Annotated in this window: 27 protein-coding genes; 13 read left to right on the top strand and 14 right to left on the bottom strand. The window is 65.2% G+C overall.

Going from position 1 to position 25355, the window contains the following annotated elements:
• The first annotated feature begins 79 nt into the window (after positions 1-79).
• The 4 genes from GRZ55_RS03130 to GRZ55_RS03115 all read left to right on the top strand — a co-directional run bounded on the left by GRZ55_RS03130 (position 80) and on the right by GRZ55_RS03115 (position 3839).
• Positions 80-1240: a TRAP transporter substrate-binding protein gene (locus tag GRZ55_RS03130; RefSeq protein WP_246734462.1), complete on the top strand. Its 1161-nt coding sequence runs from the start codon at positions 80-82 to the stop codon at positions 1238-1240.
• Between the two features lie 108 nt (positions 1241-1348).
• The gene (locus GRZ55_RS03125; protein WP_169285401.1) at positions 1349-2008 is read left to right on the top strand and encodes a TRAP transporter small permease subunit; all 660 of its coding nucleotides are present in this window, start codon (positions 1349-1351) and stop codon (positions 2006-2008) included.
• A complete protein-coding gene (locus GRZ55_RS03120) occupies positions 2005-3327 on the top strand; it encodes a TRAP transporter large permease subunit (RefSeq protein ID WP_169285400.1) in 1323 nt (440 codons plus the stop codon). The genes GRZ55_RS03125 and GRZ55_RS03120 overlap by 4 nt, the downstream gene beginning before the upstream one ends.
• A gap of 131 nt (positions 3328-3458) precedes the next feature.
• Positions 3459-3839, top strand: a complete 381-nt coding sequence (locus GRZ55_RS03115; RefSeq protein ID WP_169285399.1) for a DUF2794 domain-containing protein — start codon at positions 3459-3461, stop codon at positions 3837-3839.
• Here GRZ55_RS03115 and GRZ55_RS03110 read toward each other — a convergent pair.
• The 4 genes from GRZ55_RS03110 to GRZ55_RS03095 all read right to left on the bottom strand — a co-directional run bounded on the left by GRZ55_RS03110 (position 3829) and on the right by GRZ55_RS03095 (position 8752).
• Positions 3829-4407: a GNAT family N-acetyltransferase gene (locus GRZ55_RS03110; protein WP_169285398.1), complete on the bottom strand. Its 579-nt coding sequence runs from the start codon at positions 4405-4407 to the stop codon at positions 3829-3831. The two genes, GRZ55_RS03115 and GRZ55_RS03110, sit on opposite strands and share 11 nt — an antisense overlap.
• A 61-nt stretch (positions 4408-4468) precedes the next feature.
• Positions 4469-5248 carry a Bax inhibitor-1/YccA family protein gene (locus tag GRZ55_RS03105; RefSeq protein WP_169285397.1) on the bottom strand — a complete coding sequence of 260 codons (780 nt, stop codon included), beginning with the start codon at positions 5246-5248 and terminating at the stop codon, positions 4469-4471.
• Positions 5249-5453: 205 nt separating this feature from the next.
• Positions 5454-7952 (bottom strand): ABC transporter permease, encoded by a 2499-nt coding sequence (locus tag GRZ55_RS03100; protein ID WP_169285580.1) that lies wholly within the window; start codon positions 7950-7952, stop codon positions 5454-5456.
• A 107-nt stretch (positions 7953-8059) separates the two neighbouring features.
• Positions 8060-8752 (bottom strand): ABC transporter ATP-binding protein, encoded by a 693-nt coding sequence (locus GRZ55_RS03095; RefSeq protein WP_169285396.1) that lies wholly within the window; start codon positions 8750-8752, stop codon positions 8060-8062.
• Between the two features lie 69 nt (positions 8753-8821).
• Between GRZ55_RS03095 and GRZ55_RS03090 the strand changes: the two genes are divergently transcribed.
• The 3 genes from GRZ55_RS03090 (at position 8822) to GRZ55_RS03080 (ending at position 10562) form a co-directional block, all read left to right on the top strand.
• Positions 8822-9457, top strand: coding sequence for an arylesterase (locus GRZ55_RS03090; protein WP_169285395.1), 636 nt, complete (start codon positions 8822-8824; stop codon positions 9455-9457).
• A 91-nt stretch (positions 9458-9548) separates the two neighbouring features.
• Complete coding sequence (gene thpR, locus GRZ55_RS03085; RefSeq protein ID WP_169285394.1) at positions 9549-10142, top strand: RNA 2',3'-cyclic phosphodiesterase; 594 nt, start codon at positions 9549-9551, stop codon at positions 10140-10142.
• Between the two features lie 123 nt (positions 10143-10265).
• Entirely contained in the window at positions 10266-10562 is a 297-nt protein-coding gene (locus tag GRZ55_RS03080; RefSeq protein ID WP_169285579.1) for a 4a-hydroxytetrahydrobiopterin dehydratase, read from the top strand.
• On the opposite strand, the gene GRZ55_RS03075 is transcribed toward GRZ55_RS03080, so the two are convergent.
• Positions 10563-11156: a sigma-70 family RNA polymerase sigma factor gene (locus tag GRZ55_RS03075; protein ID WP_169285393.1), complete on the bottom strand. Its 594-nt coding sequence runs from the start codon at positions 11154-11156 to the stop codon at positions 10563-10565.
• 335 nt (positions 11157-11491) lie between these two features.
• Between GRZ55_RS03075 and GRZ55_RS03070 the strand changes: the two genes are divergently transcribed.
• The 3 genes from GRZ55_RS03070 to GRZ55_RS03060 all read left to right on the top strand — a co-directional run bounded on the left by GRZ55_RS03070 (position 11492) and on the right by GRZ55_RS03060 (position 13827).
• Entirely contained in the window at positions 11492-12001 is a 510-nt protein-coding gene (locus GRZ55_RS03070; RefSeq protein WP_169285392.1) for an invasion associated locus B family protein, read from the top strand.
• A 117-nt stretch (positions 12002-12118) separates the two neighbouring features.
• Positions 12119-13345: a 23S rRNA (adenine(2503)-C(2))-methyltransferase RlmN gene (rlmN, locus tag GRZ55_RS03065; RefSeq protein ID WP_169285391.1), complete on the top strand. Its 1227-nt coding sequence runs from the start codon at positions 12119-12121 to the stop codon at positions 13343-13345.
• On the top strand, positions 13342-13827 hold the full coding sequence (locus GRZ55_RS03060; RefSeq protein ID WP_169285390.1) for a hypothetical protein: 486 nt from the start codon (positions 13342-13344) through the stop codon (positions 13825-13827). The genes rlmN and GRZ55_RS03060 overlap by 4 nt, the downstream gene beginning before the upstream one ends.
• A 26-nt stretch (positions 13828-13853) precedes the next feature.
• Here the strand turns inward: GRZ55_RS03060 and rpsP are convergent, their stop codons facing one another.
• The 6 genes from rpsP to GRZ55_RS03030 form a co-directional block, all read right to left on the bottom strand.
• Entirely contained in the window at positions 13854-14300 is a 447-nt protein-coding gene (rpsP, locus tag GRZ55_RS03055; RefSeq protein WP_169285389.1) for a 30S ribosomal protein S16, read from the bottom strand.
• A 22-nt stretch (positions 14301-14322) separates the two neighbouring features.
• Complete coding sequence (locus GRZ55_RS03050; protein ID WP_169285388.1) at positions 14323-14649, bottom strand: chorismate mutase; 327 nt, start codon at positions 14647-14649, stop codon at positions 14323-14325.
• On the bottom strand, positions 14639-15184 hold the full coding sequence (locus GRZ55_RS03045) for a GNAT family N-acetyltransferase (RefSeq protein ID WP_169285387.1): 546 nt from the start codon (positions 15182-15184) through the stop codon (positions 14639-14641). Before GRZ55_RS03045 ends, GRZ55_RS03050 begins: the two co-directional genes overlap by 11 nt.
• Positions 15181-16746, bottom strand: coding sequence for a signal recognition particle protein (gene ffh, locus GRZ55_RS03040; protein WP_169285386.1), 1566 nt, complete (start codon positions 16744-16746; stop codon positions 15181-15183). Before ffh ends, GRZ55_RS03045 begins: the two co-directional genes overlap by 4 nt.
• A 215-nt stretch (positions 16747-16961) precedes the next feature.
• The gene (locus GRZ55_RS03035; protein ID WP_169285385.1) at positions 16962-17357 is read right to left on the bottom strand and encodes a VOC family protein; all 396 of its coding nucleotides are present in this window, start codon (positions 17355-17357) and stop codon (positions 16962-16964) included.
• Positions 17358-17360: 3 nt separating this feature from the next.
• Positions 17361-17750 (bottom strand): fimbrial protein, encoded by a 390-nt coding sequence (locus tag GRZ55_RS03030; RefSeq protein ID WP_169285384.1) that lies wholly within the window; start codon positions 17748-17750, stop codon positions 17361-17363.
• Positions 17751-17780: 30 nt separating this feature from the next.
• Here GRZ55_RS03030 and GRZ55_RS03025 point away from each other — a divergent pair, with 30 nt between their 5' ends.
• Both GRZ55_RS03025 and rpoH read left to right on the top strand, forming a co-directional pair.
• Complete coding sequence (locus GRZ55_RS03025; protein WP_169285383.1) at positions 17781-18809, top strand: RluA family pseudouridine synthase; 1029 nt, start codon at positions 17781-17783, stop codon at positions 18807-18809.
• A 184-nt stretch (positions 18810-18993) separates the two neighbouring features.
• A complete protein-coding gene (gene rpoH / locus GRZ55_RS03020; protein ID WP_169285382.1) occupies positions 18994-19902 on the top strand; it encodes an RNA polymerase sigma factor RpoH in 909 nt (302 codons plus the stop codon).
• A gap of 22 nt (positions 19903-19924) precedes the next feature.
• Here the strand turns inward: rpoH and GRZ55_RS03015 are convergent, their stop codons facing one another.
• Positions 19925-21448, bottom strand: coding sequence for a hypothetical protein (locus tag GRZ55_RS03015; protein ID WP_169285381.1), 1524 nt, complete (start codon positions 21446-21448; stop codon positions 19925-19927).
• A gap of 69 nt (positions 21449-21517) precedes the next feature.
• Positions 21518-22816: an adenylosuccinate synthase gene (locus tag GRZ55_RS03010; RefSeq protein ID WP_169285380.1), complete on the bottom strand. Its 1299-nt coding sequence runs from the start codon at positions 22814-22816 to the stop codon at positions 21518-21520.
• Positions 22817-23001: 185 nt separating this feature from the next.
• Here GRZ55_RS03010 and GRZ55_RS03005 point away from each other — a divergent pair, with 185 nt between their 5' ends.
• Complete coding sequence (locus GRZ55_RS03005; RefSeq protein WP_169285379.1) at positions 23002-23907, top strand: DMT family transporter; 906 nt, start codon at positions 23002-23004, stop codon at positions 23905-23907.
• Positions 23908-23938: 31 nt separating this feature from the next.
• Here GRZ55_RS03005 and hemN read toward each other — a convergent pair whose 3' ends face one another.
• Entirely contained in the window at positions 23939-25300 is a 1362-nt protein-coding gene (hemN, locus tag GRZ55_RS03000) for an oxygen-independent coproporphyrinogen III oxidase (protein ID WP_169285378.1), read from the bottom strand.
• Positions 25301-25355 lie beyond the last annotated feature (55 nt).

Raw genomic sequence — 25355 nt, 5'->3', positions numbered from 1 at the left:
GGACGGCTCATGCAAGGCATTCCGCAGCATCCCGTTCTCTCATGTCGGGATTTCGTTCAATGTGGAGGAGAATCGACCCATGACGAAGATGAAAGCCGAGACCACACCGACGAAGGACGCCGGCCCCAGCATGGGGCGCAGGCGGTTCCTCACAGGTGCCGCGGTGGCTACCGCCGGCACGCTCGCCATGCCGCAGATTTCGCGCGCCGAAACCATCAATTGGCGGTTCCAGTCGACCTGGCCGCAGCAGGACTTCTTCCACGAAAATGCCGCCGAATATGTGCGCATGGTCAACCAGATGTCGGGTGGCCGGCTGAACATGGAACTCCTGCCGGCCGGCGCCGTGGTGGGCGCGCTGGAGGTGCAGGACGCGGTGATCGCCGGCGCGCTGGACGGCGCTCATGGCGTGACCGCCTACTGGTACGGCAAGAACAAGGCCGCCTCGCTCTTTGGCACGCCGCCTGCCTTTGGCTGGGATGCCAACCAGTTCCTAGGCTGGTTTTACCAGGGCGGCGGCGAAGCCCTCTACAACGAACTTCTTCAGGACGTGCTCGGTCTCAACGTCACAGGCTATCTGACGGGACCGATGCCGACCCAGGCGCTCGGCTGGTTCCGCAGCGAAATCTCCGGCGTCGGCGACATCGAAGGCCTGCGCTACCGCACTGTCGGTCTGGCGGCCGATCTGATGAACGAGCTCGGCGCCTCGGTCACCATCCTGGGCGGCCCCGACATCGTGCCATCGCTCGACCGCGGCGTCATCGACGCGGCGGAGTTCAACAACCCGACCTCCGACCGCATACTGGGCTTCTACGATGTCGCCTCGAACTGGTACCACCAGTCCTACCATCAGGACTGCGAAGCCTTCGAGATCGTGCTCAACAAGTCGAATGTCGACAACCTGCCCGAGGAACTCCAGGCCATCCTGCGCTACGCGGCCTTTGCGGTTTCGTCCGACATGTACTGGAAGGCCCAGGTCCGCTATCCGGCCGACTACGAATGGCTCGAGACGGAAGGCGGCGTGACCATGCACCTCACCCCGCAGGAGATCCTCGACGCCCAGCTCGATGCCTGGGACACGGTGATCGAGAACTCCACCCAGGACGAATTCTTCAACAGGGTCATCGAATCCCAGAAAGAATTCGCCCAGAAGGCGGTCGCCTATCACCTTATCGCGACCACGCCCAAGGAACCGGCCTACCGCCACTTCTTCGGCGAACTGCCGCTCTCCCGCCGGAGCTGAGGCGGACTTCGCTCGAGCGTGCTTCGAGGCGGCGCCCGGCGCCGCCTCGTCTTATGAACGATATTGACGGGGATGTCGCGCGGCGGAACCCGGAGGCGGAAGAGGCGAATGCTCAAATATCTCGACTGGGTCGACACGGTCAGCGAATGGTGCGGCAAGCTGTTTGCGTGGTGCGTCGTCATTCTCACCGTGGTGGTCTGCTACGAAGTCTTCATGCGCTACGTGATGCGGGCGCCGACCCGTTGGGCCTATGATGCAGGCTACATGCTCTACGGGGCCATGTTCTTCATGGCCGGAGCCTATGCACTGGCCCGCAATGCGCATGTGCGCGCCGACGTCATATACCGGTTTCTGCGACCGAGAACGCAGGGCAGCATCGATCTCGTTCTCTACCTGATCTTCTTCTTTCCGGCCGCCTTCTTCTTCGTCTATTCGGGTTACACATTCGCGGCCCGCTCATGGGTCATGGGCGAAGTGAGTTCGGCCAGTCCCTTCCGCATCCCCGTCTACCATTTCAAGACGCTGATCCCGATCGCGGGCGCCTTCCTGTTCGTGCAGGGCGTCGCGGAAACCATTCGCTGCATCATCGCCATCCGGGACGACAAGTGGCCGCCGCGCCGGTCCGACGTGAAGGAGATCCAGGATCTGGCCCTGGAGGGCGCACTGCCCGGGACGATCGCCGATCAGGTCGTCATCGACCCGGCCCTGCGGCCGGAACCGGCGCCCGGCAGACCGAGCAATACAGACGGCGGGAGCACGCCACGATGACTGGACCCATCCTCGGCGTTGTTATGCTGGGCGTCTTCATTCTGACGATCCTGCTTGGCTTTCCCATCGCCTTCACGCTCGTCGCGCTTGCCGTCATGTTCGGCTACTACGCCATCGGCGACGGCATATTTCAGCTTCTGGTGTTGCGCGCCTATGGCGTGATGACCAACCAGGTTCTGATCGCCGTGCCCCTGTTTCTGTTCATGGGCTATGTCGTCGAACGCGCGAATGTTCTGTCGAAACTGTTCGAGAGCCTTCAACTGGCAGCCCGCAGGCTGCCCGGATCGCTCGGTGTGGCAAGCCTGGTCACCTGCGCGCTCTTTGCCACCGCGACAGGCATCGTGGGGGCGGTTGTCGCCCTGATGGGCCTGCTCGCCTTTCCCCAGATGCTGAAGGCCGGCTACAACAAGAGCCTGGCAGCCGGCATCATCTGTGCGGGCGGTACGCTGGGCATCCTGATCCCGCCCTCCATCATGCTCATCCTCTATGGCGCCATGGCCGGCGAATCGATCGTCCGGCTTTATGCAGCGGCGCTCATACCGGGATTCCTGCTGGCCGGCCTCTACATCGTCTATGTGATCACCCGGGCCACGCTCAGGCCCCAGGACGCGCCCCGACCCACCTTCGCCGACGACGACATTCCCGCCAAGGTCATCCTGCTGAAGCTGGCGACTTCCTTCGTCCCCCTCTTCGCGCTGATTGCCTCCGTGCTGGGCGCGATCCTGTTCGGGCTTGCGACGCCGCATGAGGCGGCGGGGCTGGGTGCGGCCGGAGCCATCCTGCTCGCCCTGATCTATCGCGGGCTGAGCTGGAAAGGCTTCACCGAATCCGTCTACCTGACGGCGCGCACCACCGCGATGGTGTGCTGGCTGTTTGTCGGTTCCTGGCTGTTTTCCTCGGTCTTCTCGTTGCTCGGCGGGCACCACATCGTCGAGCAGTTCTTCTCGGGCCTGGAACTGACACCGCTGCAGTTCCTGCTCCTGGCGCAGCTGATCATCTTCCTGCTGGGCTGGCCGCTGGAATGGACGGAGATCATCATCATCTTCGTGCCCATCTTCCTCCCGCTGCTGCCGGCCTTCGGCATCGATCCGATCCTGTTCGGGGTGCTGGTCGCATTGAACATCCAGACCAGTTTCCTGACCCCGCCCATGGCGATGTCGGCATACTATCTGAAGGGCATCGCACCGCCGGGAATCGAGCTGATGGACATTTTCCGGGGCATCATGCCGTTCCTGGGCCTTGTTTTCGTGACGATGTTCCTATTCTACATGTTCCCGGCAATCGGACTGTGGCTGCCGCAGGTCATCTACGGGCGGTGAACGGTTGGAACAACGCTTCCTCGGGCCGGCCGCACTTGTTGCGGCCGGCCCGTTTCATTGCGGCGGGCTTGCAATTGATGCCTCAACGCGCGACCCTGCCCGCAACGAAACTGTCACAAAGGACATCGCGAATGGTCGATCGCGGAGATGTTTCGGAGGACGCTGACGCAGTTCTCATCCCGCTCCAGGAAGCGCGCGCAGCGCGAGTGGAGCAGCAGGTTACCTTCCATCGCCGTGAACTCGATCTCATCCTGAAGGTCTATGGCCGCATGGTCGCCGCCGGTGAGTGGCGGGACTACGCGATCGACCACCTGAAGGACCGCGCCGTGTTCTCGGTGTTCCGTCGAACGAGCGAGGTGCCGCTCTTCCAGATCGTCAAGGATCCTTCGCTCGCCCGCCGCCAAGGCGCTTATTCGGTGGTGGCGGCCAGCGGGCAGATCCTCAAGCGCGGCCAGGAACTCGGCCGTGTGCTGGCGGTTTTCGAAAACAGGCTGCGACTGGTCAAGGCCTGATCCGGCCGGCCTGGAAGCGGCGCTCCGGCAGGCTTTCGGGATCGGGCGCAGCACCTGTCCCGCCGTTCAACTCAAGCTGCATGAAGCCGGTGTCCAGCCAACGGCCATGCTTGTAGCCGGTCCCCTTGATCAGGCCGGCATGGGTAAACCCCAGCCTTTCGTGGAGCCTGACGGACGCGCTGTCGGGGCGCGCGTCGCCGATCACCGCCAGCATTTGCCGGAAGCCGAGCGATTGGCACTCCTCGATCAGCCTAGAAAGCAGGCGCTGCCCGAGCCCGCGGCCCTTGGCGTCCGGATCGATGTAGATCGAATCCTCCACCGCAAAGCGATAGGCCGGTCGCGGCCGGAAGGCACCGGCATAGGCATAGCCCAGGATCCGCCCATTCTCCTCGGCGACGATGTAGGGAAACTCGCCGGCCCTGAGCGCCTCGAAGCGCTGCGTCATCTCGGCGAGGCCCGGGGGGTCGAGTTCGTAGCTAGACGTGCCGTTTTCCACCGCATCTGCATAGATCGCGGTGATGGCGACGAGATCGGCGGCCAGTGCCGGGCGGATGACGAGATCGTTCAAGGTACCCTCCACGAAAAAGGGCGGCCCGCAGGCCGCCCTTTTCCGATGTCTTGCGACAGTCCTATTCGCGGTTGCCCAGGAACTGGAGCATGAACAGGAACAGGTTGATGAAGTCGAGATAGAGACGCAGCGCGCCCATGATGGCCTTGCGGCCCGCGACAAGCGTGCTGTCGCTCTCGAGATACATCTCCTTGATCTTCTGCGTGTCGTAGGCGGTCAGGCCCGCGAAGACGAGCACGCCGATCGCCGAGACGGCGAACTGCAGCGCCGAGGACTGCAGGAAGATGTTCACGATCATCGCGATGATCAGGCCGAAAACACCCATGATCAGGAACGAACCCCAGCCGGTGAGGTCGCGCTTGGTCGTGTAGCCCCACAGCGACAGGGCGCCGAAGGCGGTCGCCGTGATGAAGAAGGTCTGGACGATCGACTGCGCCGTGTAGACGAGGAAGATCGAGGACAGCGAGATACCCATCAGGGCGGCGAAGGCCCAGAAGGTTGCCTGGGCAGCGGGCATGCTCAGCGTGTGGATGCGGAACGACATGAACATGACGAAGCCGAGCGGAGCCAGCATCACGACCCAGCGCAGGGCTGAGCCATAAAGGGCGGCGCCGAGCGACGTCAGCATGTGTCCGTTGCCGAGCGTGGCGACGGCCTGGGAAGGATCGGAAGTCGTTGCGAGCGACACCGTACCGAGCGCGGCGACGCCGGTGATCGCCAGACCCAGCGCCATCAGGTTGTAAACCTTGATCATATAGGCGCGCAGGCCCTCGTCGATGCCAGCGTCGGCCCTCGTGCCGGCAGCGGCCGCGCGTGCCTGATAATTGCGAAGGTCAGCCATGATTACCTCTTTGTGCTCATGTCCCGTCGGGTGTCAGGCATACGCCCAGGCGCCGCTGGCGGGACTCCAGCATGCCTGGCGCAAATATGCGCATTGTTCGTGACGAGAACAAGACCTGTAATGCGGGTTAACCGACCGTGATCGCGGTAAAATCGCCGCATCGGGCACCTCGGGCTCGGTCGCAGTCACGATGGTGAAGAAAGAGTTAAAGGTTCCGCAGCACCGGCGCCGCCTTGTGGCCGAGAATCCGCCACGTCCCGATGAGGCCGATGCCGACCGTCAGCACCAGCGCAACGGCGATCGTCGACAGCGCGACCTCGGGCAGGAAAGCGGCCGGCAACCCCATGATCCGCGAGACGACGAACCAGCCAGCGATCCCGCCTGCCGCAAGCGCGAAGATGGCCGTGGCGAGACCGATGAGGGCGTATTCGAGCGAGAATGCCTTGATGAGGGTGCCCCGCGTGGCGCCGAGCGTCTTCAGCACGACCGCATCGTGGATGCGCGCCCGGTTTCCCGCCGCCAGGGCGCCAGCCAGAACGAGGATCGATGCGATCAGCGCGACGCCCGCCGCGGCGCGAATGGCCAGCGCCAGCTGCGCGATGATGTCGTTGACGATCTCGAGCGCATCCTTCACCCGAACGCTGGTGACCGCCGGGAAGGCCTGCGTCACCGCGCGCAGCAGGCGGGATTCGTCGGCCGCGCTGGCCTGGGGATCGGTCAGGGTCGCCAGCCAGGCATGCGGCGCGCCGGCAAATGTGTTGGGCGAGAACACCATCACGAAATTGATGCCGAGCGATTCCCATTGCACCTCGCGCAGATTGGCGATGGTCGCCGTCACGTTGCGTCCGAGCACGTTGACGGTCACCGTATCGCCGATGCCCAGCCCGATCTCGCGCGCCTCTTGCGCGGCAAACGACACAAGTGCCTCGCCCTCGTGGTCGCCGTCCCACCACGCGCCTTCCACCAGCGTGGAGTTTTCCGGCACGTCGCGCGCATAGGTGATGCCGCGGTCGCCGCGCAATACCCACGCCCCCTCCGCCGGCACCTCTATCTCGCGCACGTCGATGCCGTTGAGTTCCTGGATGCGTCCGCGCAGCATGGGCACGGTGGCGAGAGTGCCGGAAGGCGCCTCCGCCCGCACGAGTTCGGAAAAGGCCTCGACATCGCGGTTCTGGATGTCGACGAAGAAGAAATTGGGCGCCTGTTCGGGAAGGTTGCCGGCGATCTGGTTGCGCAGATTTCCCTCGATCAGCGCCAGCGTGACCAGAAGCGTCAGGCCGAGACCGAGCGAGAGCACGACCGACGGCGTGAGGGCGCCCGGCCGGTGGATGTTGCCGATCGCCAGCCGCAGCGCCGTGGAGCGCACGCGCGGCGCGCGGCGCGCCAGCCACTGGACCAGGAGCGACACCGCTCTGAGCACCACGAAGGCGAAGATCGTCGCGCCAACGAAGATCGCCGCCACCCGCCGCTCCGAGGAGAACCAGATCGCCAGGCCGGCCAGAAGCGCCGCTATGGCGAGCGCGAGAAGGACGTAGGTGAGCCGCGGCCAGCCCTGGCCGTTGAAACCCGCCTCGCGGAAGAGCGAGGCGGCGGGCACGTCGCGCGCGCGGCCCAGGGGCAGCACCGCGAAGGCGAGCGTGACCAGCAGCCCGAACAGCGCGGCCAGCGCCAGCGCGCCGGGATAGAGCCCACCACCTGCCGCAACCGGCAATATGTCGGCCAGGAAGAGAGCCGTCGCCTGCGGCATCAGGGCCGCCAGGATGAGGCCGATGAGGATTGCGACCCCCGCAATGGCCAGGATCTGCGTCAGGTAGATGGTGAAGACCAGCCGCCCCGAGGCCCCCAGGCTCTTGAAGGTGGCGATGACGGCGCGCTTGCTGTCGAGATAGGCGCGCACGGCATTGGCCACGCCCACGCCGCCCACAACAAGCGCGGTCAAGCCGACCAGGGTCAGGAATTGCGAAAAGCGCTCGATGTTGGCGGTCAGGGCGGGTGCGGCATTGGCACGTCCGCGAACGGTCCATCCGGCCTCCGGAAAGGTCGCGTTGGCGCGCTCGCCGATCGCCTCTATGTCGTCGTCGGTGGTCCCGGCCGGCAGCGCGATCTTGTAGATGTTCTCGACGAGGCTGCCTTCCTGAAGCAGCCCCGCAGCCTGCAGGCCTTCCACCGAGACCATCATGCGCGGGGCGAAGCCGAAGCCGTCGGAAACCGCGTCCGGTTCCGAAAGCAGTTCGGCGCGCAGTTCGAACGTCGCATCGCCGAGCCGCACGGTCTCGCCCGGCGCGATGTCGAGCCTGTCGAACAAGAGCTGCGGCACGATCGCGCCGTAGACGCCGTCTTGCTCACCCAGCAACCGCTCCAGCGGCGCCGCCGGCGCGGTGACGAGGTCGCCATAGAGCGGATAGGCTCCGTCGACGGCCTTGAGCTCGACCAGCGTCTGGTCGCTGCCATCCGCCAGGCGCACCATGGAGCGCATCGACGCGCTCACCGCCACCTCTCCGAGATCGTCGAGGAAGGCGCGTTCGGCCTCGCTCGCCTCGCGGTGGATGAGGCGGAAGCGGATATCGCCACCGAGCAGCGACTGGCCCTGCGACTGCACGCCGAGCGTGATGGCCTGCGCGACCGAGTTCACGCCGCCGATCGCCGCAACGCCGAGCGCGATACACGCCAGGAAGATGAAGAAGCCAGACAACCCACCCCGCATCTCGCGCAACGCGAAACGGGTGGCGAGCGCGAGACCGGCGGTCGGGGCTGCGGTCGAGCCGCGTTGGGCGGCGTATGACGCGGCCAGGGAAGCCTCGCTGCCCTGGCTCACTGCGCGGCCTCCAGCGGCTGCGAGACGATGCGGCCGGAGCGCATCGAAATCTGACGGTCGCAACGCGCGGCGAGCGCCGGGTCGTGCGTGACGAGAACCAGTGTCGTTCCGCGTTCGCGCGCTTTGGCAAAGATAAGGTCTGCGATCTGGCGCCCGGTCTCCTGGTCCAGATTGCCGGTCGGCTCATCGGCAACCAGAATGCGCGGCGAAGGTGCCATTGCACGCGCGATCGCCACGCGCTGCTGCTCTCCGCCCGACAGCTCGCCTGGATAATGGGTGATCCGGTCGCGCAGGCCGACCGCCGCCAGTTCAGCCTCCGCGAGCGCAAAGGCATCGGCCGAGCCCGCCAGTTCAAGCGGCACCGCGACATTCTCAAGCGCCGTCATGTTCGGGATAAGGTGGAAGGACTGGAACACGATGCCGACATTGCGCCCGCGAAACGCCGCCATCTGGTCTTCGCTCATGCCGGTGATCGTCTCTCCCGCGATACGCACGGTGCCCCGGTCCACGCCCTCCAGCCCCGCAAGGACCATGAGAAGCGTCGTCTTGCCCGAACCCGAGGGTCCCACGATCCCGGCGGCCTCGCCGGCAGCGATATCGAGATCGACCGCGCGCAGCACGTCCACCTTGGAAGCGCCCTGGCCCAAGGTCAGTGAGACGTCGGAAAGGCGAATGGCGGGTTCTGTCACGGGAAGATGGTCCTATATGAGGGCGGGTCGGCCGGTCACGGACGACGGTGCAGATATGGGTACAAAGGCATGGGTTTCAAACAGCTTTCCGGCGTCATCGCGGCAGGATTCCTGGCATTCCTGACAGTTTTTCCGGCAGTCGCCGAACCGGTGCGCATCGTCGGCTTCGGCGACAGCCTTATGGCGGGCTACCGCCTTGATCCGGGCCAGTCGTTCCCCGAACGGCTCGAAGAGGCGCTTCGCGCGCGCGGACACGATGTCGTGATCGCCAATGCGGGGGTTTCCGGCGACACCACCAGCGGCGGGCTCGAGAGGCTCGACTGGTCGGTGCCCGACGATACCGACATCGTGATCTTGGAACTCGGCGCCAACGACATGCTGCGCGCCGTCCCGCCGCCGGTCACCGAGCGCAATCTGGCCGAGATGATCGAGCGGCTTCAGGCCCGCGACATGGAAATTATCCTGATGGGCATGCTGGCAGCGCCCAATCTGGGAAGTGCCTACCGCGATGATTTTGATGGCATCTTTCCGCGACTCGCCGAGAACTACGGCATCGCCCTTTATCCCTTCTTCCTCGACGGCGTCGTCACGCAGCCGAGCCTGATGCTTGACGACGGTCTGCACCCCAATGCGGAGGGCGTCGAGATCATGGTCGATCGTGTTCTGCCCCTCGTGGAGGCATCCCTCGCCAACCGCGAAGGCTAGGGGAAGATCGCCCTGGCGGGGAGAAACCGCTTGCCGCAGGGGCGGATCGATGATTCGCTTGGCCTTGTCGGAACGATTCGAGGAGGTTGCAATGCCCCGTCTTTTCACCGCCCTCGAGGTTCCGCGAGACGCCGCCATGTCGCTTTCTCTCCTGCGCGGAGGCTTGCCCGGCGCGCGCTGGGTCGACGGCGAGAACTATCACATCACGTTGCGCTTCTTCGGTGATGTCGAGGGACATGTCGCGGACGAGATCGCCAATGCTCTCGATCGGGTGCGCCGTCCCGCCTTCACGATATCGCTGTCTGGTGTCGGCGCATTCGGCGGCAAGAAGCCGCACGCGCTCTGGGCCGGGGTATCGGCCTCACCTGACCTCTTCACCCTGCAGTCCGAGATCGAGCGCAAGTGCCAGCGGCTCGGCCTTCCTGCCGACCCGCGCAAATTCGTGCCGCATGTGACGCTCGCAAGGCTGAGGAATGTCGGACCGCATGAGGTTGCGGCATACCTGTCGTCGCGTGGCAATTTCTCCACCGCCCCGTTTCGCGTGTCCCGCTTCGTCCTGATGTCGGCACGCGAGGTGACCGGCGGCGGCCCTTATGTCGTCGAAGAGGCCTGGCCGCTTCAGGGTGCAAATATTGCATCAAACTTCGACATGGCAGGCGCGGAAGCCTCGCGGTCGTTCCGCTAGGCGCAGGCCGACGCATGGTTGCCCCCCGCGATTTCAGGCAATGTTTGCCCGCTGGCCTGGCATCTGGCCGACCCGGCATTAGGTTCAGGGGGTGACGCCAAACCTAAAAGCCCGGAGGACGACATGGCGAGAGCCAAGCTGACATCTGAAGAGGTCAAGACCGCGCTGGCCGATCTCGCTCACTGGAGTTTGGAGGAAGACGGCGCGGCCATTGCCCGCACCTTTACCTTCAGGAATTTCTCGGAGGCTTTTGGTTTCATGACGCGCGTCGCACTTGCCGCCGAGAAACTGGACCACCATCCCGAATGGTCCAACGTCTACAAGACCGTGGAAGTGCGGCTCACGACCCACGACGCCGGCGGTCTCACATCACTTGATTTTGATCTCGCCAGGAAGATGGATCGCGCCGCCGGCGCCTGATCAGGCCGGCTGTCCAGTCTCGTCATCGGTATCGATGAGTTCGTCGGCCTCCAGGATTCGACGCATCCGCTGGAAGGCGAGCCTGATGCGCGACTTGACGGTCCCGAGCGGCAGATCAGAGCGCTCCGCGATCTGGCTGTGGCTCAGCCCGAGGAAGAACGCCATCTTCACCAGCTCGAGTTGCTCCTCCGGCAGCGTGGCCAATGCCACGCGGACGCGCTCGTCGCGTTGCCGCGAATCGATCTCGTCGTCCACCGGCTCGGGTTCGGCGGGCAGCAGCATCGGCTCCTGGGGATCGAGCACGCGGCTGCGCTCGCGACGCGCCGCGTCGATTCGGCGGTTGCGCGCTATGCGGTAGAGCCATGTGGACAACGAGGATTTGGCCGGGTCGAACAGGTCTGCCTTGTGCCAGAGCACGGTCATCACTTCCTGCGCCATGTCCTCGGCCTCGCCGCGCTCCAGACCCAGCCGCTGCAGATACCCGTTCAGCCTCGGGGCGAAATGGTCGAACAGCGCCTCGAACGCCTTGCGGTCACGCTTTTCCGCGACGAGCCGCATCAAGCGCGCGTACTCCTCCTGATTCAGATTATCCATTCAGACCGGATCGCTCCCAAACCAGACCGAACCACCCCGCCGGTCATGGCGCCAAACCTACGAATGCAAATGATAGGGCGCAACCGGCTTCTCGTCGCCTCGCGTCGATGGCAGCCCAAATCTTGCCGCTTTTGCCCCATTCAACCACGTACAGGGACAGGTTCGATGAAGCCAGCGGTCGTTTTGGGGCTGATCGAGGGAATTGGGGGTCGAAAGCAATTTGCGTTCACCCTTTGGTAACCCTGATTAAGTCAAGATGAATCCAATCTGCCTCCGCAAGGGGGCGATGGCTCACCATCGACATGACGGCAACACACAGGGATCACGACAGGCCTATGCGTGCACTCATCTCAACATTCGCAAGCCTGGCCATCGTCGCGGCGGCATCGCCCGCTTTCGCGCAGACGGCCACCAAGACCGGCCAGCACAATGCCTGGGCAACGTACAGCTATCAGAGCGACAACGGTCCGGTCTGCTACATTTCGAGCGTGCCCACCGCGTTCAACCCATCCGAAGGCGTCAACCACGGCGACATCTTCTTCCTCGTTTCCAACAAGCCCGCCGCCAACGTGCCGCTGGAGCCCAGCTTCCGCGCCGCGGGTTTCGATTTCGAGCAGGGATCGCGTGTACGCGTGAGCATTGGCGACACGAACTTCACCATGTACACACAGGGCGGCTGGGCCTGGGTCGAGAACGCGGCCGATGAACCGCGCCTCGTCGACGCCATGAAGGCCGGCACGGACATGCGGGTAGCCGCGCGTTCCACGCGTCCGCGCGACGTCAGCTACACCTTCTCGCTGCGCGGCGTGACCGCTGCGCTCAACGCGATCGCGAACTGCCGCTAGCCGCACGCGGCGTCGGTATCCTGACCGGAACAGGGCGTCCCATGACGTGGGGCGCCCTTCATGCTATGGAACGGCGAAGACTGGCGCAGCCGCGCCGCCAAGCCTATATCGGACGCCATGTCACTTACTCTTGATCTCACCAGCGCGGAATCCCGCGCCGCGTACCGCCCTGCATTTTCGCAGAAGCCTTCGCTCGTCGGCATGAGTCGCGACGAGATGGCCAACGCGCTCGGCGCGGCCGGCGTGCCCGAGCGCCAGCGCCGCATGCGTGTGCAGCAGCTCTGGCACTGGCTCTATGTGCGCGGCGTGGCCGATTTCGACGAGATGCGCAACGTATCGAAGGATCTGCGCGCCGCACTCGCCACGCAATTCACCATTGCCCGCCCGGAAATCGTCGAGGAACAGATTTCCAATGACGGCACGCGCAAGTGGCTGTTGCGTTTTCCGCCGCGCGGCGCGGGCCGGCCGGTCGAGATTGAGACCGTTTACATCCCCGAAGAAGGACGCGGTACTCTCTGCATTTCCTCCCAGGTGGGCTGCACGCTGACCTGCTCCTTCTGCCACACCGGCACGCAGAAGCTGGTGCGCAACCTGACATCCGAGGAGATCCTCGCGCAGTTGCTGATCGCCCGCGACCGCTTGGGAGACTTCCCCGAACGCGACACCCCGGCCGGCGCCATCGTCCCGTCGGAAGGCCGCAAGGTGACAAACATCGTTATGATGGGCATGGGCGAGCCGCTCTACAATTTCGAGGAAGTGAAGAAGGCGCTTCTGATCGCCGCCGATGGCGACGGGCTGTCCCTGTCGAAGAGACGCATCACCCTGTCGACCTCCGGCCTCGTGCCGGAGATCTACCGCACCGGCGAGGAAATCGGCGTGATGCTGGCCATATCGCTGCATGCGGTACGTGACGATCTGCGCGACATGCTGGTGCCCATCAACAAGAAGTATCCGCTGAAGGAACTGATGGACGCCTGCCGCGCCTATCCCGGCCTGTCCAATGCGCGTCGCATCACCTTCGAATATGTGATGCTGAGGGACGTCAACGACTCTCTCGAGGACGCGAAGGAGCTGGTGCGGCTGCTTCGGGGCATTCCGGCCAAGATCAACCTGATTCCCTTCAACCCATGGCCCGGCTCCAACTACCAGTGCTCCGAATGGGAGACGATCGAGGCCTTCGCCGACTACGTCAATCGTGCGGGCTATGCCTCGCCGATCCGGACCCCGCGCGGCCGCGATATCCTTGCCGCCTGCGGACAGCTCAAGTCGGAATCCGAGCGCATGCGTAAATCCGACCGCCTGGCACTCGAGGCCATGATGATCGCGGGACATGGCGAGGATTGAGCCGGGTCTTCGCCCATCTCTGGCGGCTGGCCGTCATCTTCGTCGGGTTTGTCGCAGCCGCGGTTTCCGCCAGCCTGTTCATGAATGTGGTGTTGTTCTCCGCCTTCGACCTGTTCGCGGGCGAGTATGGCGTGGCCTCACGTCCGAGCTTCTGGGTTTCGCTCGGCTTCTTCACGCTCTTTTTTGCTTATCTGGCATTCTTGCCGGTCGCCATCCTCGTGGTCGTGGCTGAATATCTGGCGCGCAGGGACTGGCTGTTCTACGCGCTCGGCGGCGCCGCCAGCGCCCTCTACGTCCTCGCCTGGTCCTGGATGGACCCTGCCGCCCACCCCGAAACGAGCAATCCCGGCTTTGCCGCGGCCGCCATCGCCGCCGGCATGGTCGCCGGCATCGCCTACTGGTTCGTCGCGGGCCGGTCGGCCGGCATCTGGCTGCATGGTCGCCACGAAAAAGGGGACGGCGCAGACACGCCATCCCCCTGAAATCGCTTCCGGCTGAAGCCCGTAGACTATTCGGCCTTCGCCTCTTCGCCAGCAGCTTCCTCCGCAGGAGCTTCCTCGGCGGGAGCTTCGGCTGCAGCCTTCGCGGCTTCGGCGGCCTCGGCGGCCTTTGCGGCTGCCTCTTCCTCGGCCTGCTTGGCAGCGGCCAGGCGCTCCTGAGCCTTCTGGCCGGGTTCGGCCTTCTTCGGGTTGCTGCGGGCCGGGCGTGCGGCCAGGCCGGCCTGGTCCAGGAAGCGCAGCACGCGGTCGGTCGGCAGCGCGCCCTGGCTCATCCAGTGCTTGATGCGGTCCTCGTTGAGCTTCACGCGTTCGCCCTCCTTCGGCAGCATCGGGTTCCACGAACCGACCTGCTCGATGAAGCGGCCGTCGCGCGGCGAACGCACGTCGGCGATGACGATGTGATAATAGGGCCGCTTTTTCGAGCCGGCGCGTGCCAGACGGATCTTCAGTGCCATTTCATTTGCTCCTTGGAATAGTTCACTGTTTCTGCGAGGCGCCGTTTTCGGCGGCAATGGCCTCGTGATGGCGTATGACCTCGCGGATGATGAAGTTCAGGAACTTCTCCGCGAAATCGGGGTCGAGATTGGCTTCGTCGGCCAGCCGGCGAAGCCGGGCGATCTGCTCGGCCTCGCGTGAGGGATCGGCCGGCGGCAGGCCATAAGTCGCCTTGAGATGGCCGACCGCCTGCGTGCAGCGAAAGCGCTCGGCCAACATGTGGATAAGGGCTGCGTCGATGTTGTCGATCGAGGCGCGGTACTGGCCCAGTTGCGCACGCGCTTTCTCGGTATCGCTCTTATCCGTCACAATACGCCCTCCGCTCGACATGCTCTACGAAGGCCGCTGGCGACAGATGGCGGTAGAAGGGGAACTTGCCATAGGGCTTGAACTCCATCTCGCCGCCGCACGTAGCGCCCAGCTTCTCGGCAAGGCTCGCAGATGGGCGATTGTCCCGCGCAATGCATGAGATCGCGGTCGTCCAGCCAAGATCCTCGTAGACGAAACGGATCGCACGCGCCGCGGCCTCGAAGCCAAAACCGCTGTTCTGGAACTCCGGCAGGATGATCCAGCCGATCTCCTTTTCCGGCCATCCCTCCGGAAACCAGGGGCCGACGAGCCCCGCGATGCGGCCGCTTGCCTTGTGCTCGACAGCAAACTCGCCGAAACCGCGCAACACCCAGCTGCCGGCCGATGCCGCCACGTGGCGCCAGGCCGCGACCCGGTCCATCGGTCCGCCCACGAAACGTGCCGCGTCGCTTTCGAAGAAAGCGGCAAGCGGTTCGAAATCCGCTTGCTTGAGAGCTCTCAGGATTAGCCTGTCGGTTTCAATTGTGGGTATCATTTCTTGCCTTTCGGCAGGCCGGGAAGACCGCGTCCGCCCGGAAGCCCGGGCAGTCCGCCGCCGGGAAGGCCAGGCAGGCCACCCGGCAGACCCTTGGGCATGCCGCCACCGAGACCCGCGGCCTCCGCCTGCTTCTTGAGCGCCTCGAGCTGTTTGGGGTCCATCTTGGAGAGATCCGGCATGCCGCCGCCCATCAGACCGCCGAGCCCCATCTTGTTGGCCATGCCGCCCATCAGGCCGCGCATCATGCCGCCGCCTTTCCCCTTGCCGCCCATCGCCTTCATCATGTCGGCCATCTGGCGGTGCATCTTCAAGAGCTTGTTGATCGCCGCCGCATCGGTGCCGGAGCCCGCCGCGATGCGCTTCTTGCGGCTGTGCTTGAGAAGGTCGGGATTGGCCCGTTCCTTGGCCGTCATCGACTGGATGATGGCGATCTGGCGCGAGAACGTCTTGTCGTCGAAACCCGCGGCGGCCATCTGGCCCTGCATCTTTCCCATGCCGGGCATCATGCCCATGATGCCGCCCATGCCGCCCATTTTCTGCATCTGGCGCAACTGATCGGCGAGATCGTTCAGATCGAACTTGCCGGACTGCATCTTCTTGGCCATCGCCGCGGCCTTTTCCGCGTCGATGGTTTCCGATGCCCGCTCGACCAGGCTGACGATGTCGCCCATGCCGAGGATGCGGTCGGCGATACGCTTGGGATGAAACTCCTCCAGCGCGTCCATTTTCTCGCCGGTGCCGATCAGCTTGACGGGCTTTCCGGTGACGGCACGCATGGAAAGAGCCGCGCCGCCGCGCCCGTCGCCATCCATGCGGGTGAGCACGAGGCCGGTTACCCCGACCCGCTCATCGAAGGAGCGCGCGAGATTGACCGCGTCCTGGCCGGTCAGCGAGTCGGCGACGAGCAGCGTCTCATGCGGATTGGACGAGACCTTGATCTCGGCCATCTCGGCCATCAGCGGCTCGTCGATGTGAGTGCGGCCGGCGGTGTCGAGAATGACCACGTCATGCCCGCCGAGCTTGGCAGCCTGGACGGCACGCCGGGCGATCTCGACCGGCCCCTGGCCGGCGATGATCGGCAAGGTCGCGACCGACAGCTGTTCGCCGATCTGCTTGAGCTGCTCCTGTGCGGCCGGCCTGCGCGTGTCGAGCGAGGCCATCAGGACCTTCTTGCCCTGGCGGTCGGTCAGGCGCCGCGCGATCTTGCCAGTCGTCGTCGTCTTGCCCGAGCCCTGCAGGCCGACCATCATGATGACGACGGGGGCAGGCGCGTTGAGGTCGATCGTTTCGCCCTCGGAGCCGAGCATCTCGACGAGCTCGTCATGGACGATCTTGACGACCATCTGGCCGGGCTTGATCGATTTCAGGACCTCGGCCCCGACGGCCTTCTCGCGCACCTTGTCGGTGAAGGAACGCACGACCTCCAGCGCGACGTCGGCCTCGATCAGCGCACGGCGCACCTCGCGCAGCGCGGCCGAAACGTCCTGTTCCGAAAGCGCGCCGCGCCCGGTCAGGCCGTTCAGGATTGAGCCAAGGCGCTCTTGAAGGTTCTCGAACATCCGGTTTCCTCACATCTCGCGTCGATCGACCCGAGAAGTAGTGGTTCCGCGGCCCGGTTGAAACCCAAAGCCGAATGGCATCCGGGGGCGCATCGCGCTGCCGGATGTTGACCTCCGGGATCCTGCCCAAAATGGAAGGGCCGCCCCGGTCGGTTGCTCGGAGTTTTCACTCGTCGCGGAATTAGGCGGCTGTAGACCCCAAATTGTCGGCGGAGTCAAGAATGGCGCGGTTCGATCAGGTCGAACAGATTGCCGTAGAGATCGGCAAACACCGCGACCGTGCCGTAGGGCTCGCGGCGGGGCTCCTCCAGGAAGGTGACGCCTGATGCCTGCATCGCGGCATGATCCCGATCGAAATCATCGGTTTCCAGGAAGAAGCCGACCCGGCCGCCCGTCTGGTCGCCGATACGCGCGCGCTGAGGATCGTCGGCCGCGCGCGCCAGCAACAGGCCCGCCGAACCGCTGCCTGGCGCCACCACCACCCAGCGCTTGCCGGCGCCCAGCGCCGTGTCCTCGACGAGCATGAAGCCGAGTTTCTGCGTGTAAAAGGCGACCGCCTCGTCGTAATCGTCCACGACGACCGTCACCAGGGCGACACGCCGGCCGGCCATGGATCAGCGCGCGCCGCTGAGCGTGAAGCGGCCGATGATACGGCCTTCGGCGATGTCGTAGACCAGAATGGAGCGCTCGCCACTCACCTCGATGTCGATCGTCAGCCGGTTGCCCGAGAGCGCATGCGAAACCACCCGCGCACCGTCGGGAAGCGCGATCTCGCCCGTCAGCATGGAACCTGGCGGCGGGGTCGGGATCTCCGTGATCATGGCCGGGGTTTCGTCAGGGCCGCTCGACAGGAAGGCGCGGTAGACAAGGGCGGCGACCACCGCCATAAGGGCGAGAAACAGGATCCCGAGATTGATGGCCATGAAACGCACCAGCTTGCGGCGAACGCGTTCGGCGGCGGGATCGAGTTGCTCGTCGGCCGGGTCGGGCTTGCTGTCTGCCATGTCTGCGCGCGTCCAGTTCAAGGGTTTGCGATGAGCGCCCCTGATATCCAAGCCGCGGCGGCAAGAAAAGCCCTGACGGCGGGGCCCGACGCCGCAGGCCAGCGGTTGGACCAGTTTCTGGCCGCCGCGCTTGCGCCCGACCTGTCGCGCAGCCGCGTGCAGTCGCTGATCCGCGTCGGCCGCGTGACGGTGGGTGCGGCCACAGTGCGCGAACCCAAGCACCGCCTGTCGGGCGGCGAAGAGATCGTGATCGAACAGCCGGAGCCGGAGCCAGCCGCGCCGGTCGCCGAAGACATTCCTCTCTCGGTCCTCCACGAGGATTCCGACCTGATCGTCATCGACAAGCCATCCGGGCTGGTGGTGCATCCCGGTGCCGGCAACCCGTCCGGCACGCTGGTCAATGCGTTGATCCATCATTGCGGCGATTCGCTTTCAGGGATCGGCGGGGTGAAGAGACCCGGCATCGTGCACCGCCTGGACAAGGACACGAGCGGCGTGATGGTCGTCGCGAAGACGGACACCGCCCATCGCGGCCTTTCGGAGGCCTTTGCCGACCATGGCCGCGACGGAGAACTGGAACGCGCCTATCTGGCTTTCGTGTGGGGCGAACCGGAGCTGGCAACGGGGCGCATCGACGCCCCGCTTGGCCGAGCGGGGGCCGACCGGACCCTGCGCGCGGTCGTGCCGCCGGGGCGCCCCGACGCCCGCCACGCCGTGACCCGCTACAAGGTGCTCGAACATTTCGGACCAGGCCGGCCGGCCTTCGTCTCGCTGGTCGAATGTCGGCTGGAGACCGGGCGCACGCATCAGATTAGGGTTCACATGGCCCATATCGGCCATCCCCTTCTGGCCGACCCTGCTTATGGTCGTGCCTTCGCAACGAAGGTCAACCGCCTGCCGCCCCGGGCCGCCGCGCTGGTGAAGGGCCTCGGACGTCAGGCGCTGCATGCCGCGCTGCTTGCATTCCGGCATCCCGGCACCGGGGACACCATGCGTTTCGAGACCCCGCTTCCGGCCGATCTGGCGGAACTGAGGGACGCGCTGAAGCGTTGGGTGTGACCAGATCCAGGAAAACGTGAGCGAAACGTTCAGTTTTTCGTGACACAGCGTTCGCATCTCATTTTTCGAGTGCGCGCGCGGCAAAAATTCCTATAATGCACCAATTGCGATGCGCCATCCGGCGGTCGCGCCTCATGTCCGCCACGCGTTGGGGACATTGGACCAGACAAGAGGAGGGCGCTTCATGGCCCAGTCACTACCGAGTATCGTTTCCGGCGAAGGCGGGCTGTCCCGTTACCTGGAGGAGATCCGCCGCTTCCCCATGCTGGAGCCGCAGGAAGAATACATGCTCGCAAAACGCTACGGCGAGCATGACGACCCCGATGCGGCCCACAGGCTGGTGACGAGCCATCTTCGGCTCGTGGCCAAGATCGCCATGGGTTATCGCGGCTACGGCCTGCCGATCGGCGAGGTCATTTCCGAAGGCAATGTTGGCCTCATGCAGGCCGTGAAGAAATTCGAGCCGGAGCGTGGTTTCCGCCTGGCGACCTATGCCATGTGGTGGATCAAGGCTTCAATTCAGGAATACATCCTGCGGTCCTGGAGCCTCGTCAAGATGGGCACCACCGCCAACCAGAAACGGCTGTTCTTCAACCTGCGCAAGGTGAAGGGCAAGATCCAGGCGCTCGACGACGGCGACCTCAAGCCTGAACAGATCACGGAGATCGCCACCCGGCTGAACGTGAGCGAGGCAGAAGTCGTCTCCATGAACCGGCGCCTCTCCGGCGATGCTTCGCTGAATGCGCCGATCCGCGCGGCCGAAGGTGAATCCGGCGAATGGCAGGACTGGCTCGTCGACGACCACCAGAGCCAGGAAGAAATCCTTGTGCAGCAGGACGAACTCGATCAGCGTCGCTCGATGCTGAGCGAGGCCCTGGACGTGCTGAACGAGCGCGAGCGCCGCATCTTCGAGGCGCGCCGCCTGGCCGAGGACCCGATGACGCTCGAAGAACTCTCCGGCGAGTTCGACATCAGCCGAGAGCGCGTGCGTCAGATCGAGGTTCGTGCCTTCGAGAAGGTACAGGAGGCCGTTCAGGCCAACGCCAAACGGCGCCAGCAGGCGCTGCGCACCATCGAGGCCGACGCGGGCTGAGCCCCGCGGCGGCCGCGCCGGCTCAGCCGCTGTTCTGATTCTGCCAGGCCTCGATCGCCTCGTTGAAGATGCGTTCGCCTGTCAGGCCCTTTTCCATCGTCATCAATGCGCGGCGGCCTGAGCGGTAGATGATCGGAACGTCGATCCAGCTCTGGCCCCGCATCAGTTCCAGATTGGTTTCTACCTCCGCCGCCGCGTCGCTCAGTGCATACAGGAAGAAGCCGTCCGCGATCTTGGCGGGTATGCCGAGCAGTGAGTTGCCCGTCTCCTCTTCCGTGTTCTTCATGGCGACGCGCAGCACGCTGTCGATTGCACCGCCCGCGAAATTTTCCGGCGTCAGGAAGATCATCTCCATGATGTGGCCGGCCGGCAGGGTCTGGTCGGCATTTCGCCTGATCGTCATGCGCAGTTGCAGGCTGTGACCGGGGATCGTCACCTCGCCGCGAATGGCGGGTTCCGGCGGGGCGTCGCCCCCCGGCGATTCCTGCACCAGAGACCAGACGACCGAACCGGTCTCTGCCGAACCTTCCGCCGTGCTCGTCGTCTGCTCGTAGAAGATCGCGCGTTGGCCGACCGGCACTTGGGCACTGCTCGAGGGAGCGCTGGCCGGCTGCTCGTCCGAGGTACCCGTCGAACTTGCCACGGAGGTTCCTTCGCCGATGCGCCGCTGTTCGCCAGCCGGCCCCTCATCGACCTCGCTGCCGTCCGGCAGAAGCCGCTGCGTGAATTTCTCGGGATCGTCGGCCGCGACCGGCGGCGGCGCCGCTTCCGCGGCCTCGGCGGCGGGAGCCTCTTCTTCCGGCGTGGCAGATTCCGCCGCATCGGTCGTGGCCTCGCCATCCGTTGCCACGGACTCGACGGCCGGCGTCGTCCCGAACAGTGCGGTCACGCGGTCGGGGTTGAGCCAGTAGGCATAGGCGCCGGCGCCGATCAGGAGGATCAGTGCCGCGGCTATCGCCAGTGTGCCGGTGCGACGGCGCTTTGGCCGCACCGGGCGCCTGGCGCCGACGGTCTCCTCCGAAGCCGCCCCGGCACCGGAAACGCCTTCGTCATCGGCAGCAACGGGCGCCGCCGCATCGTTGCGCGGCTCGAAGACCGGGCCGGCGTGATCAGATGAATCCTCCGAGGGCTGCTCCGAATCGCCGAACCCCGGCGCTGGAGCTGATTCGTCCGGGACTTCTTGCCCGTAGGGTGCGACATCGCCCTCGACCCGCTCCGCCGGCCCCGCCGCCAGAGGCACCACGGGCACAGCGGCGCCGTCGGCCTCCGACTTGCCGGCATCGCCCGCCTCAGCCTCGAACGCACCGAGGAAATCCTCGAAATCGTCCTCGACGGGCGGCTCGTACTCCGCGCGCACGGCGACAATCGCGTCTTCGAGCGTCTTGCGCTGCCGGTCCGCCACCACCTGCGGCGGCGGCGGGTTCATGGAAGCCAGCTTGCTGTCGATGGCATTGCGGGCCTTGGCGAAGACCTTTTCGCGCGCCTCGGGCGTGTTGTGCTCGAGACCGTCGATTGTCTTGCGCAAGACGGCTACGAAATCTGCCATTCAGTTAAAGCCCCACATCATTGTCCGCCAAGTCGCGTATTTGCTACCGCGACTTGGCGGCGTTTGAACCTAATCTTGAAAGGGGTCGGTCACAAGTATCGTGTCGTCCCGCTCCGGGCTGGTCGACAGAAGCGCGACCGGCGCCCCGATCAGTTCCTCGATATGACGGACATACTTGACCGCCTGTGCGGGAAGGTCGTTCCAGGAACGCGCGCCGGCCGTCGTGCCGGACCATCCTTCCAGTGTCTCGTAGACCGGCTCCACCCGCGCCTGGGCGCCCTGGCTGGCCGGCAGATAGTCGATCGGCTCGCCATCGAGCATGTAGCCCGTGCAGACCTTGATCTCGTCCATGCCGTCGAGCACGTCGAGCTTGGTCAGCGCGATGCCGTCGATCCCGTTGACCGCGACGGCCTGGCGCACGAGCACGGCGTCGAACCAGCCGCAGCGCCGCTTGCGTCCCGTCACGGTGCCGAATTCACGCCCGCGCGTGCCGAGGAATTCGCCGACCTCGTTGTCCTGCTCGGTCGGGAACGGGCCCTCGCCGACGCGCGTCGTGTAGGCCTTGGTGATGCCCAGCACGTATCCGATCGTGCCCGGGCCCACGCCCGCGCCCGTCGCCGCCTGTCCCGCCACCGTGTTGGACGAGGTGACGAAGGGATAGGTCCCATGGTCGATGTCCAGAAGCGTGCCCTGCGCGCCCTCGAACAGAATGCGACGGCCCGCGCGGCGCGCCTCGTCGAGGCTCTTCCAGACGCGGTCCACATAAGGCGTGATCTCGGACGCGACCGCGCCGAGTTCGTCCATCAGCGTATCATGCGACACTTCCTGCTGGCCCAGCCCGCGCCGCAGCGCATTGTGATGCGTCAGGAGCCGGTCCACCTTGGCCGGCAGGGTATCCATGTCCGCGAGGTCCATTGCTCGAATCGCCCTGCGGCCGACCTTGTCTTCATAGGCCGGGCCGATGCCGCGGCGGGTCGTGCCGATCTTGGTTCCGCTATTGGACGCCGCATCCTCGCGGAAGGCATCCAGTTCCCGATGTACTGACAGGATTAACGCCGTGTTTTCGGCGATTTTCAGGCAGTGCGGACCGATTTCGACACCCTGCTCGCGAAGGCGGCCAACCTCGGCCACGAAGGCATGCGGGTCGAAGACGACACCATTGCCGATGACCGACAGCTTGCCGGAACGCACGACGCCGGAAGGCAGCAGCGAAAGCTTGTAGACCTTGCCGTCGACGACCAGCGTATGGCCGGCATTGTGGCCACCCTGGAAGCGCACCACGACATCCGCACGCTCCGACAGCCAGTCGACGATCTTGCCCTTGCCCTCGTCACCCCATTGCGAGCCGACGACCACAACATTGGCCATGAATTCTTTCCCTCTCTCGAAGCGGATCGGGCGCCCGGCGCCCATGTTTTTCGCGCCTCTATAGCGTCACAAGGCACCGGATGCGAGACCCGCGCGCAATATTGCCAGGCGCAGGAGCGGATTTCCGCGTTTGCCAGCGGAGTTGCAGCCGTCTAAGGGTGCCTGCCCGCCGCAAAAGCCCTGCCATGCCACGCAACGCCTATGTCCTGCTTCTCCTCACCGCCCTCTTCTGGGGCGGCAACGCGGTTGCGGGCAAGCTCGCGGTGGGTCACGTCTCGCCCATGGCGCTGACGACGCTGCGCTGGGTGTTCGGACTGGCCATGCTGCTGGCCATCGGCTGGCGCCAGTTCGTCGCCGACTGGCCGGAAACCAGGCGCCATCTGCCGTTCCTCTTCGTGCTGGGCTCCGTCGGCTTCACCTTCTTCAACGCCGCGCTCTACAGCGCCCTGACCATGACATCCGCGATCAACGTATCGATCGAGCAGGCCGCCATTCCCATGGTGATCTTCCTGGTGAATTTCCTGGCGTTTTCGCAGCGTGCCACATGGCTGCAATTGCTGGGGCTTGCGCTTTCCGTCATCGGCGTTGCGCTGACCGCCAGCCATGGCGATCTCCGGCGGCTGGCCGAGCTCGACGTCAACCTGGGCGATGCGCTGATGGTGGCCGCCGTCATCGTCTATGCCGGCTACACGGTGGCGCTGCGCTTCAAGCCCGCGATCCACTGGCAGAGCCTGATGATCGTGCTGGCCGGGTCGGCACTCGTCTCGTCCCTGCCCTTCCTCCTATGGGAGTTCCAGAGCGGCCAGATCATCCTGCCCGACCTGCGCGGCTGGGCAGTGGTTGCCTATACCGCGCTTTTTCCTTCCGTTCTTTCCCAGATCTTCTACATCCGCGGCGTCGAGATGATCGGCGCCAACAGGGCGGGTCTGTTCATCAACGCCGTGCCGATTTTCGGAACGATCCTCTCCATACTGATCCTGGGCGAGGCTTTCCATGCCTACCATGCCGTGGCGATGGCGATGGTGCTCGGCGGCATCTGGATGGCAGAGGTAAGCGCACGCCGCCGGACCGGCGCCATTCCCCCGGCCTGAAGCCGCGGCCGGTATGCCGGGGGCGCGGCCCTCAGACCGCCGCCGAATGGCGGCCAGCGCGGCCGAGATAAGTGTCGAAGCGGCTGGCAACCAGCCGCGCCAGTTCCCACTGGTGAGCGTCGATCGAGATCTTGCGGGCCTCGATCCGCAGCCAGCCGGCCTGCCTGAACTCCGCGAGGCTTGCGATGTCGGCGTCGAAGATCGACGCATCATGCCCATGCGCAGCCGCGACCGCCTCGAGATCGACGGAAAAGAAGCACAGAAGCTGTTCGATCGCTGCGGCCCGCACCAGATCTTCTCCCTCGAACGCCTTGCCGCGCGCGGACGCCAATCTCCCCGCCGCCACCGCCCGGCGCCAGGCGCCCTCGTCGCTGGCGTTCTGCACGAAGCCCGCCGGCGTGCGGCCGATGGAGGAAACGCCCAGTCCAATAAGCGTCTCTGCGGAGTCGGTCGTATAGCCCTGGAAGTTGCGTCGCAGCGCGCCATCGCGCAGCGCCTGCGCCATGGCGTCGCCCGGCAGCGCAAAATGGTCGATCCCTATCTCGACATAACCGGCTTCGACGAACACCTGGCGTGCCGCCCGGGCCAGCGTCATCCGCTGCGCGGCGTCCGGCAAGGCGGTCTCGTCGATCAGCCGCTGGTGTTTCTTCATCCAGGGCACATGCGCGTAGCCAAACAGCGCGATGCGGTCCGGCGCCAGGCCGGCGACCTGTTCGGCCGTGCGGCGGATCGTGTCGACCGACTGAAAGGGCAGCCCGTACATGACGTCGAAATTCAGGGCGGCGATGCCGGCTGCGCGCAGACGCTCCGCCGCCACCCGCACCTTCTCGTAAGGCTGGACGCGCCCGATCGCGATCTGCACGGCGGGGTGCAGATCCTGAACGCCCAGGCTCGCGCGGTTGACGCCGCGCCGCGCCAGGAGCCGGACATTTTCCTCCCCCACATGGCGCGGATCCAGTTCGATCGCATGCTCGAGCGCCGGCGCGAGATCGAAATGACGGTCCAGGGCCTCGACCAGCATCTCGAAGCTGTCGGGCGGCAGAAGGTTGGGCGTACCCCCACCCCAATGGAGATGTTCGACCCGCATGCGGCCTGTCAGCGAAGCCGAAAGGGCAATTTCGTCGCGGAGCACCCGCGCGTAATCACGGATCGGATCGTCGCGCCGCGATACCCGCGTGTTGCAGCCGCAATAATGGCACATGGAGCGGCAGAAAGGCACATGCAGATAGACCGAAGCCGGTCCGGCAGCCATCCCGGCCTGCCTCAACCAGTCGGCGTGGCGTTCACCGTCGATGTCGGCGGAAAAATGCGGTGCGGTCGGATAGGAAGTATAGCGCGGCACGGGCTGCGCAGCGAGATCTTCAAGCCGCGGCGGCTCCTTGAGAACGGTCATGTCATGCTCCGGTCGATGTCGCGGCACCATCGCGCGAGGACGGCTTTGCCGTCCT

Source organism: Chelativorans sp. ZYF759, from assembly GCF_012911015.1.
Classification (GTDB): Bacteria; Pseudomonadota; Alphaproteobacteria; order Rhizobiales; family Rhizobiaceae; genus ZYF759.
The sequence above is the reverse complement of the archived record's forward strand: the minus strand, read 5'-3'. Positions and strand labels throughout refer to the sequence as shown.

Coding starts and splice junctions, on each gene's coding strand:
- GRZ55_RS03130 (WP_246734462.1), top strand. CDS start 80: ATGACGAAGATGAAAGCCGAGACCACACCGACGAAGGACGCCGGCCCC.
- GRZ55_RS03125 (WP_169285401.1), top strand. CDS start 1,349: ATGCTCAAATATCTCGACTGGGTCGACACGGTCAGCGAATGGTGCGGC.
- GRZ55_RS03120 (WP_169285400.1), top strand. CDS start 2,005: ATGACTGGACCCATCCTCGGCGTTGTTATGCTGGGCGTCTTCATTCTG.
- GRZ55_RS03115 (WP_169285399.1), top strand. CDS start 3,459: ATGGTCGATCGCGGAGATGTTTCGGAGGACGCTGACGCAGTTCTCATC.
- GRZ55_RS03105 (WP_169285397.1), bottom strand. CDS start 5,248: ATGGCTGACCTTCGCAATTATCAGGCACGCGCGGCCGCTGCCGGCACG.
- GRZ55_RS03100 (WP_169285580.1), bottom strand. CDS start 7,952: ATGCGGGGTGGGTTGTCTGGCTTCTTCATCTTCCTGGCGTGTATCGCG.
- GRZ55_RS03090 (WP_169285395.1), top strand. CDS start 8,822: ATGGGTTTCAAACAGCTTTCCGGCGTCATCGCGGCAGGATTCCTGGCA.
- thpR (WP_169285394.1), top strand. CDS start 9,549: ATGCCCCGTCTTTTCACCGCCCTCGAGGTTCCGCGAGACGCCGCCATG.
- GRZ55_RS03080 (WP_169285579.1), top strand. CDS start 10,266: ATGGCGAGAGCCAAGCTGACATCTGAAGAGGTCAAGACCGCGCTGGCC.
- GRZ55_RS03075 (WP_169285393.1), bottom strand. CDS start 11,156: ATGGATAATCTGAATCAGGAGGAGTACGCGCGCTTGATGCGGCTCGTC.
- GRZ55_RS03070 (WP_169285392.1), top strand. CDS start 11,492: ATGCGTGCACTCATCTCAACATTCGCAAGCCTGGCCATCGTCGCGGCG.
- rlmN (WP_169285391.1), top strand. CDS start 12,119: ATGTCACTTACTCTTGATCTCACCAGCGCGGAATCCCGCGCCGCGTAC.
- rpsP (WP_169285389.1), bottom strand. CDS start 14,300: ATGGCACTGAAGATCCGTCTGGCACGCGCCGGCTCGAAAAAGCGGCCC.
- GRZ55_RS03045 (WP_169285387.1), bottom strand. CDS start 15,184: ATGATACCCACAATTGAAACCGACAGGCTAATCCTGAGAGCTCTCAAG.
- ffh (WP_169285386.1), bottom strand. CDS start 16,746: ATGTTCGAGAACCTTCAAGAGCGCCTTGGCTCAATCCTGAACGGCCTG.
- GRZ55_RS03035 (WP_169285385.1), bottom strand. CDS start 17,357: ATGGCCGGCCGGCGTGTCGCCCTGGTGACGGTCGTCGTGGACGATTAC.
- GRZ55_RS03030 (WP_169285384.1), bottom strand. CDS start 17,750: ATGGCAGACAGCAAGCCCGACCCGGCCGACGAGCAACTCGATCCCGCC.
- GRZ55_RS03025 (WP_169285383.1), top strand. CDS start 17,781: ATGAGCGCCCCTGATATCCAAGCCGCGGCGGCAAGAAAAGCCCTGACG.
- rpoH (WP_169285382.1), top strand. CDS start 18,994: ATGGCCCAGTCACTACCGAGTATCGTTTCCGGCGAAGGCGGGCTGTCC.
- GRZ55_RS03015 (WP_169285381.1), bottom strand. CDS start 21,448: ATGGCAGATTTCGTAGCCGTCTTGCGCAAGACAATCGACGGTCTCGAG.
- GRZ55_RS03010 (WP_169285380.1), bottom strand. CDS start 22,816: ATGGCCAATGTTGTGGTCGTCGGCTCGCAATGGGGTGACGAGGGCAAG.
- GRZ55_RS03005 (WP_169285379.1), top strand. CDS start 23,002: ATGCCACGCAACGCCTATGTCCTGCTTCTCCTCACCGCCCTCTTCTGG.
- hemN (WP_169285378.1), bottom strand. CDS start 25,300: ATGACCGTTCTCAAGGAGCCGCCGCGGCTTGAAGATCTCGCTGCGCAG.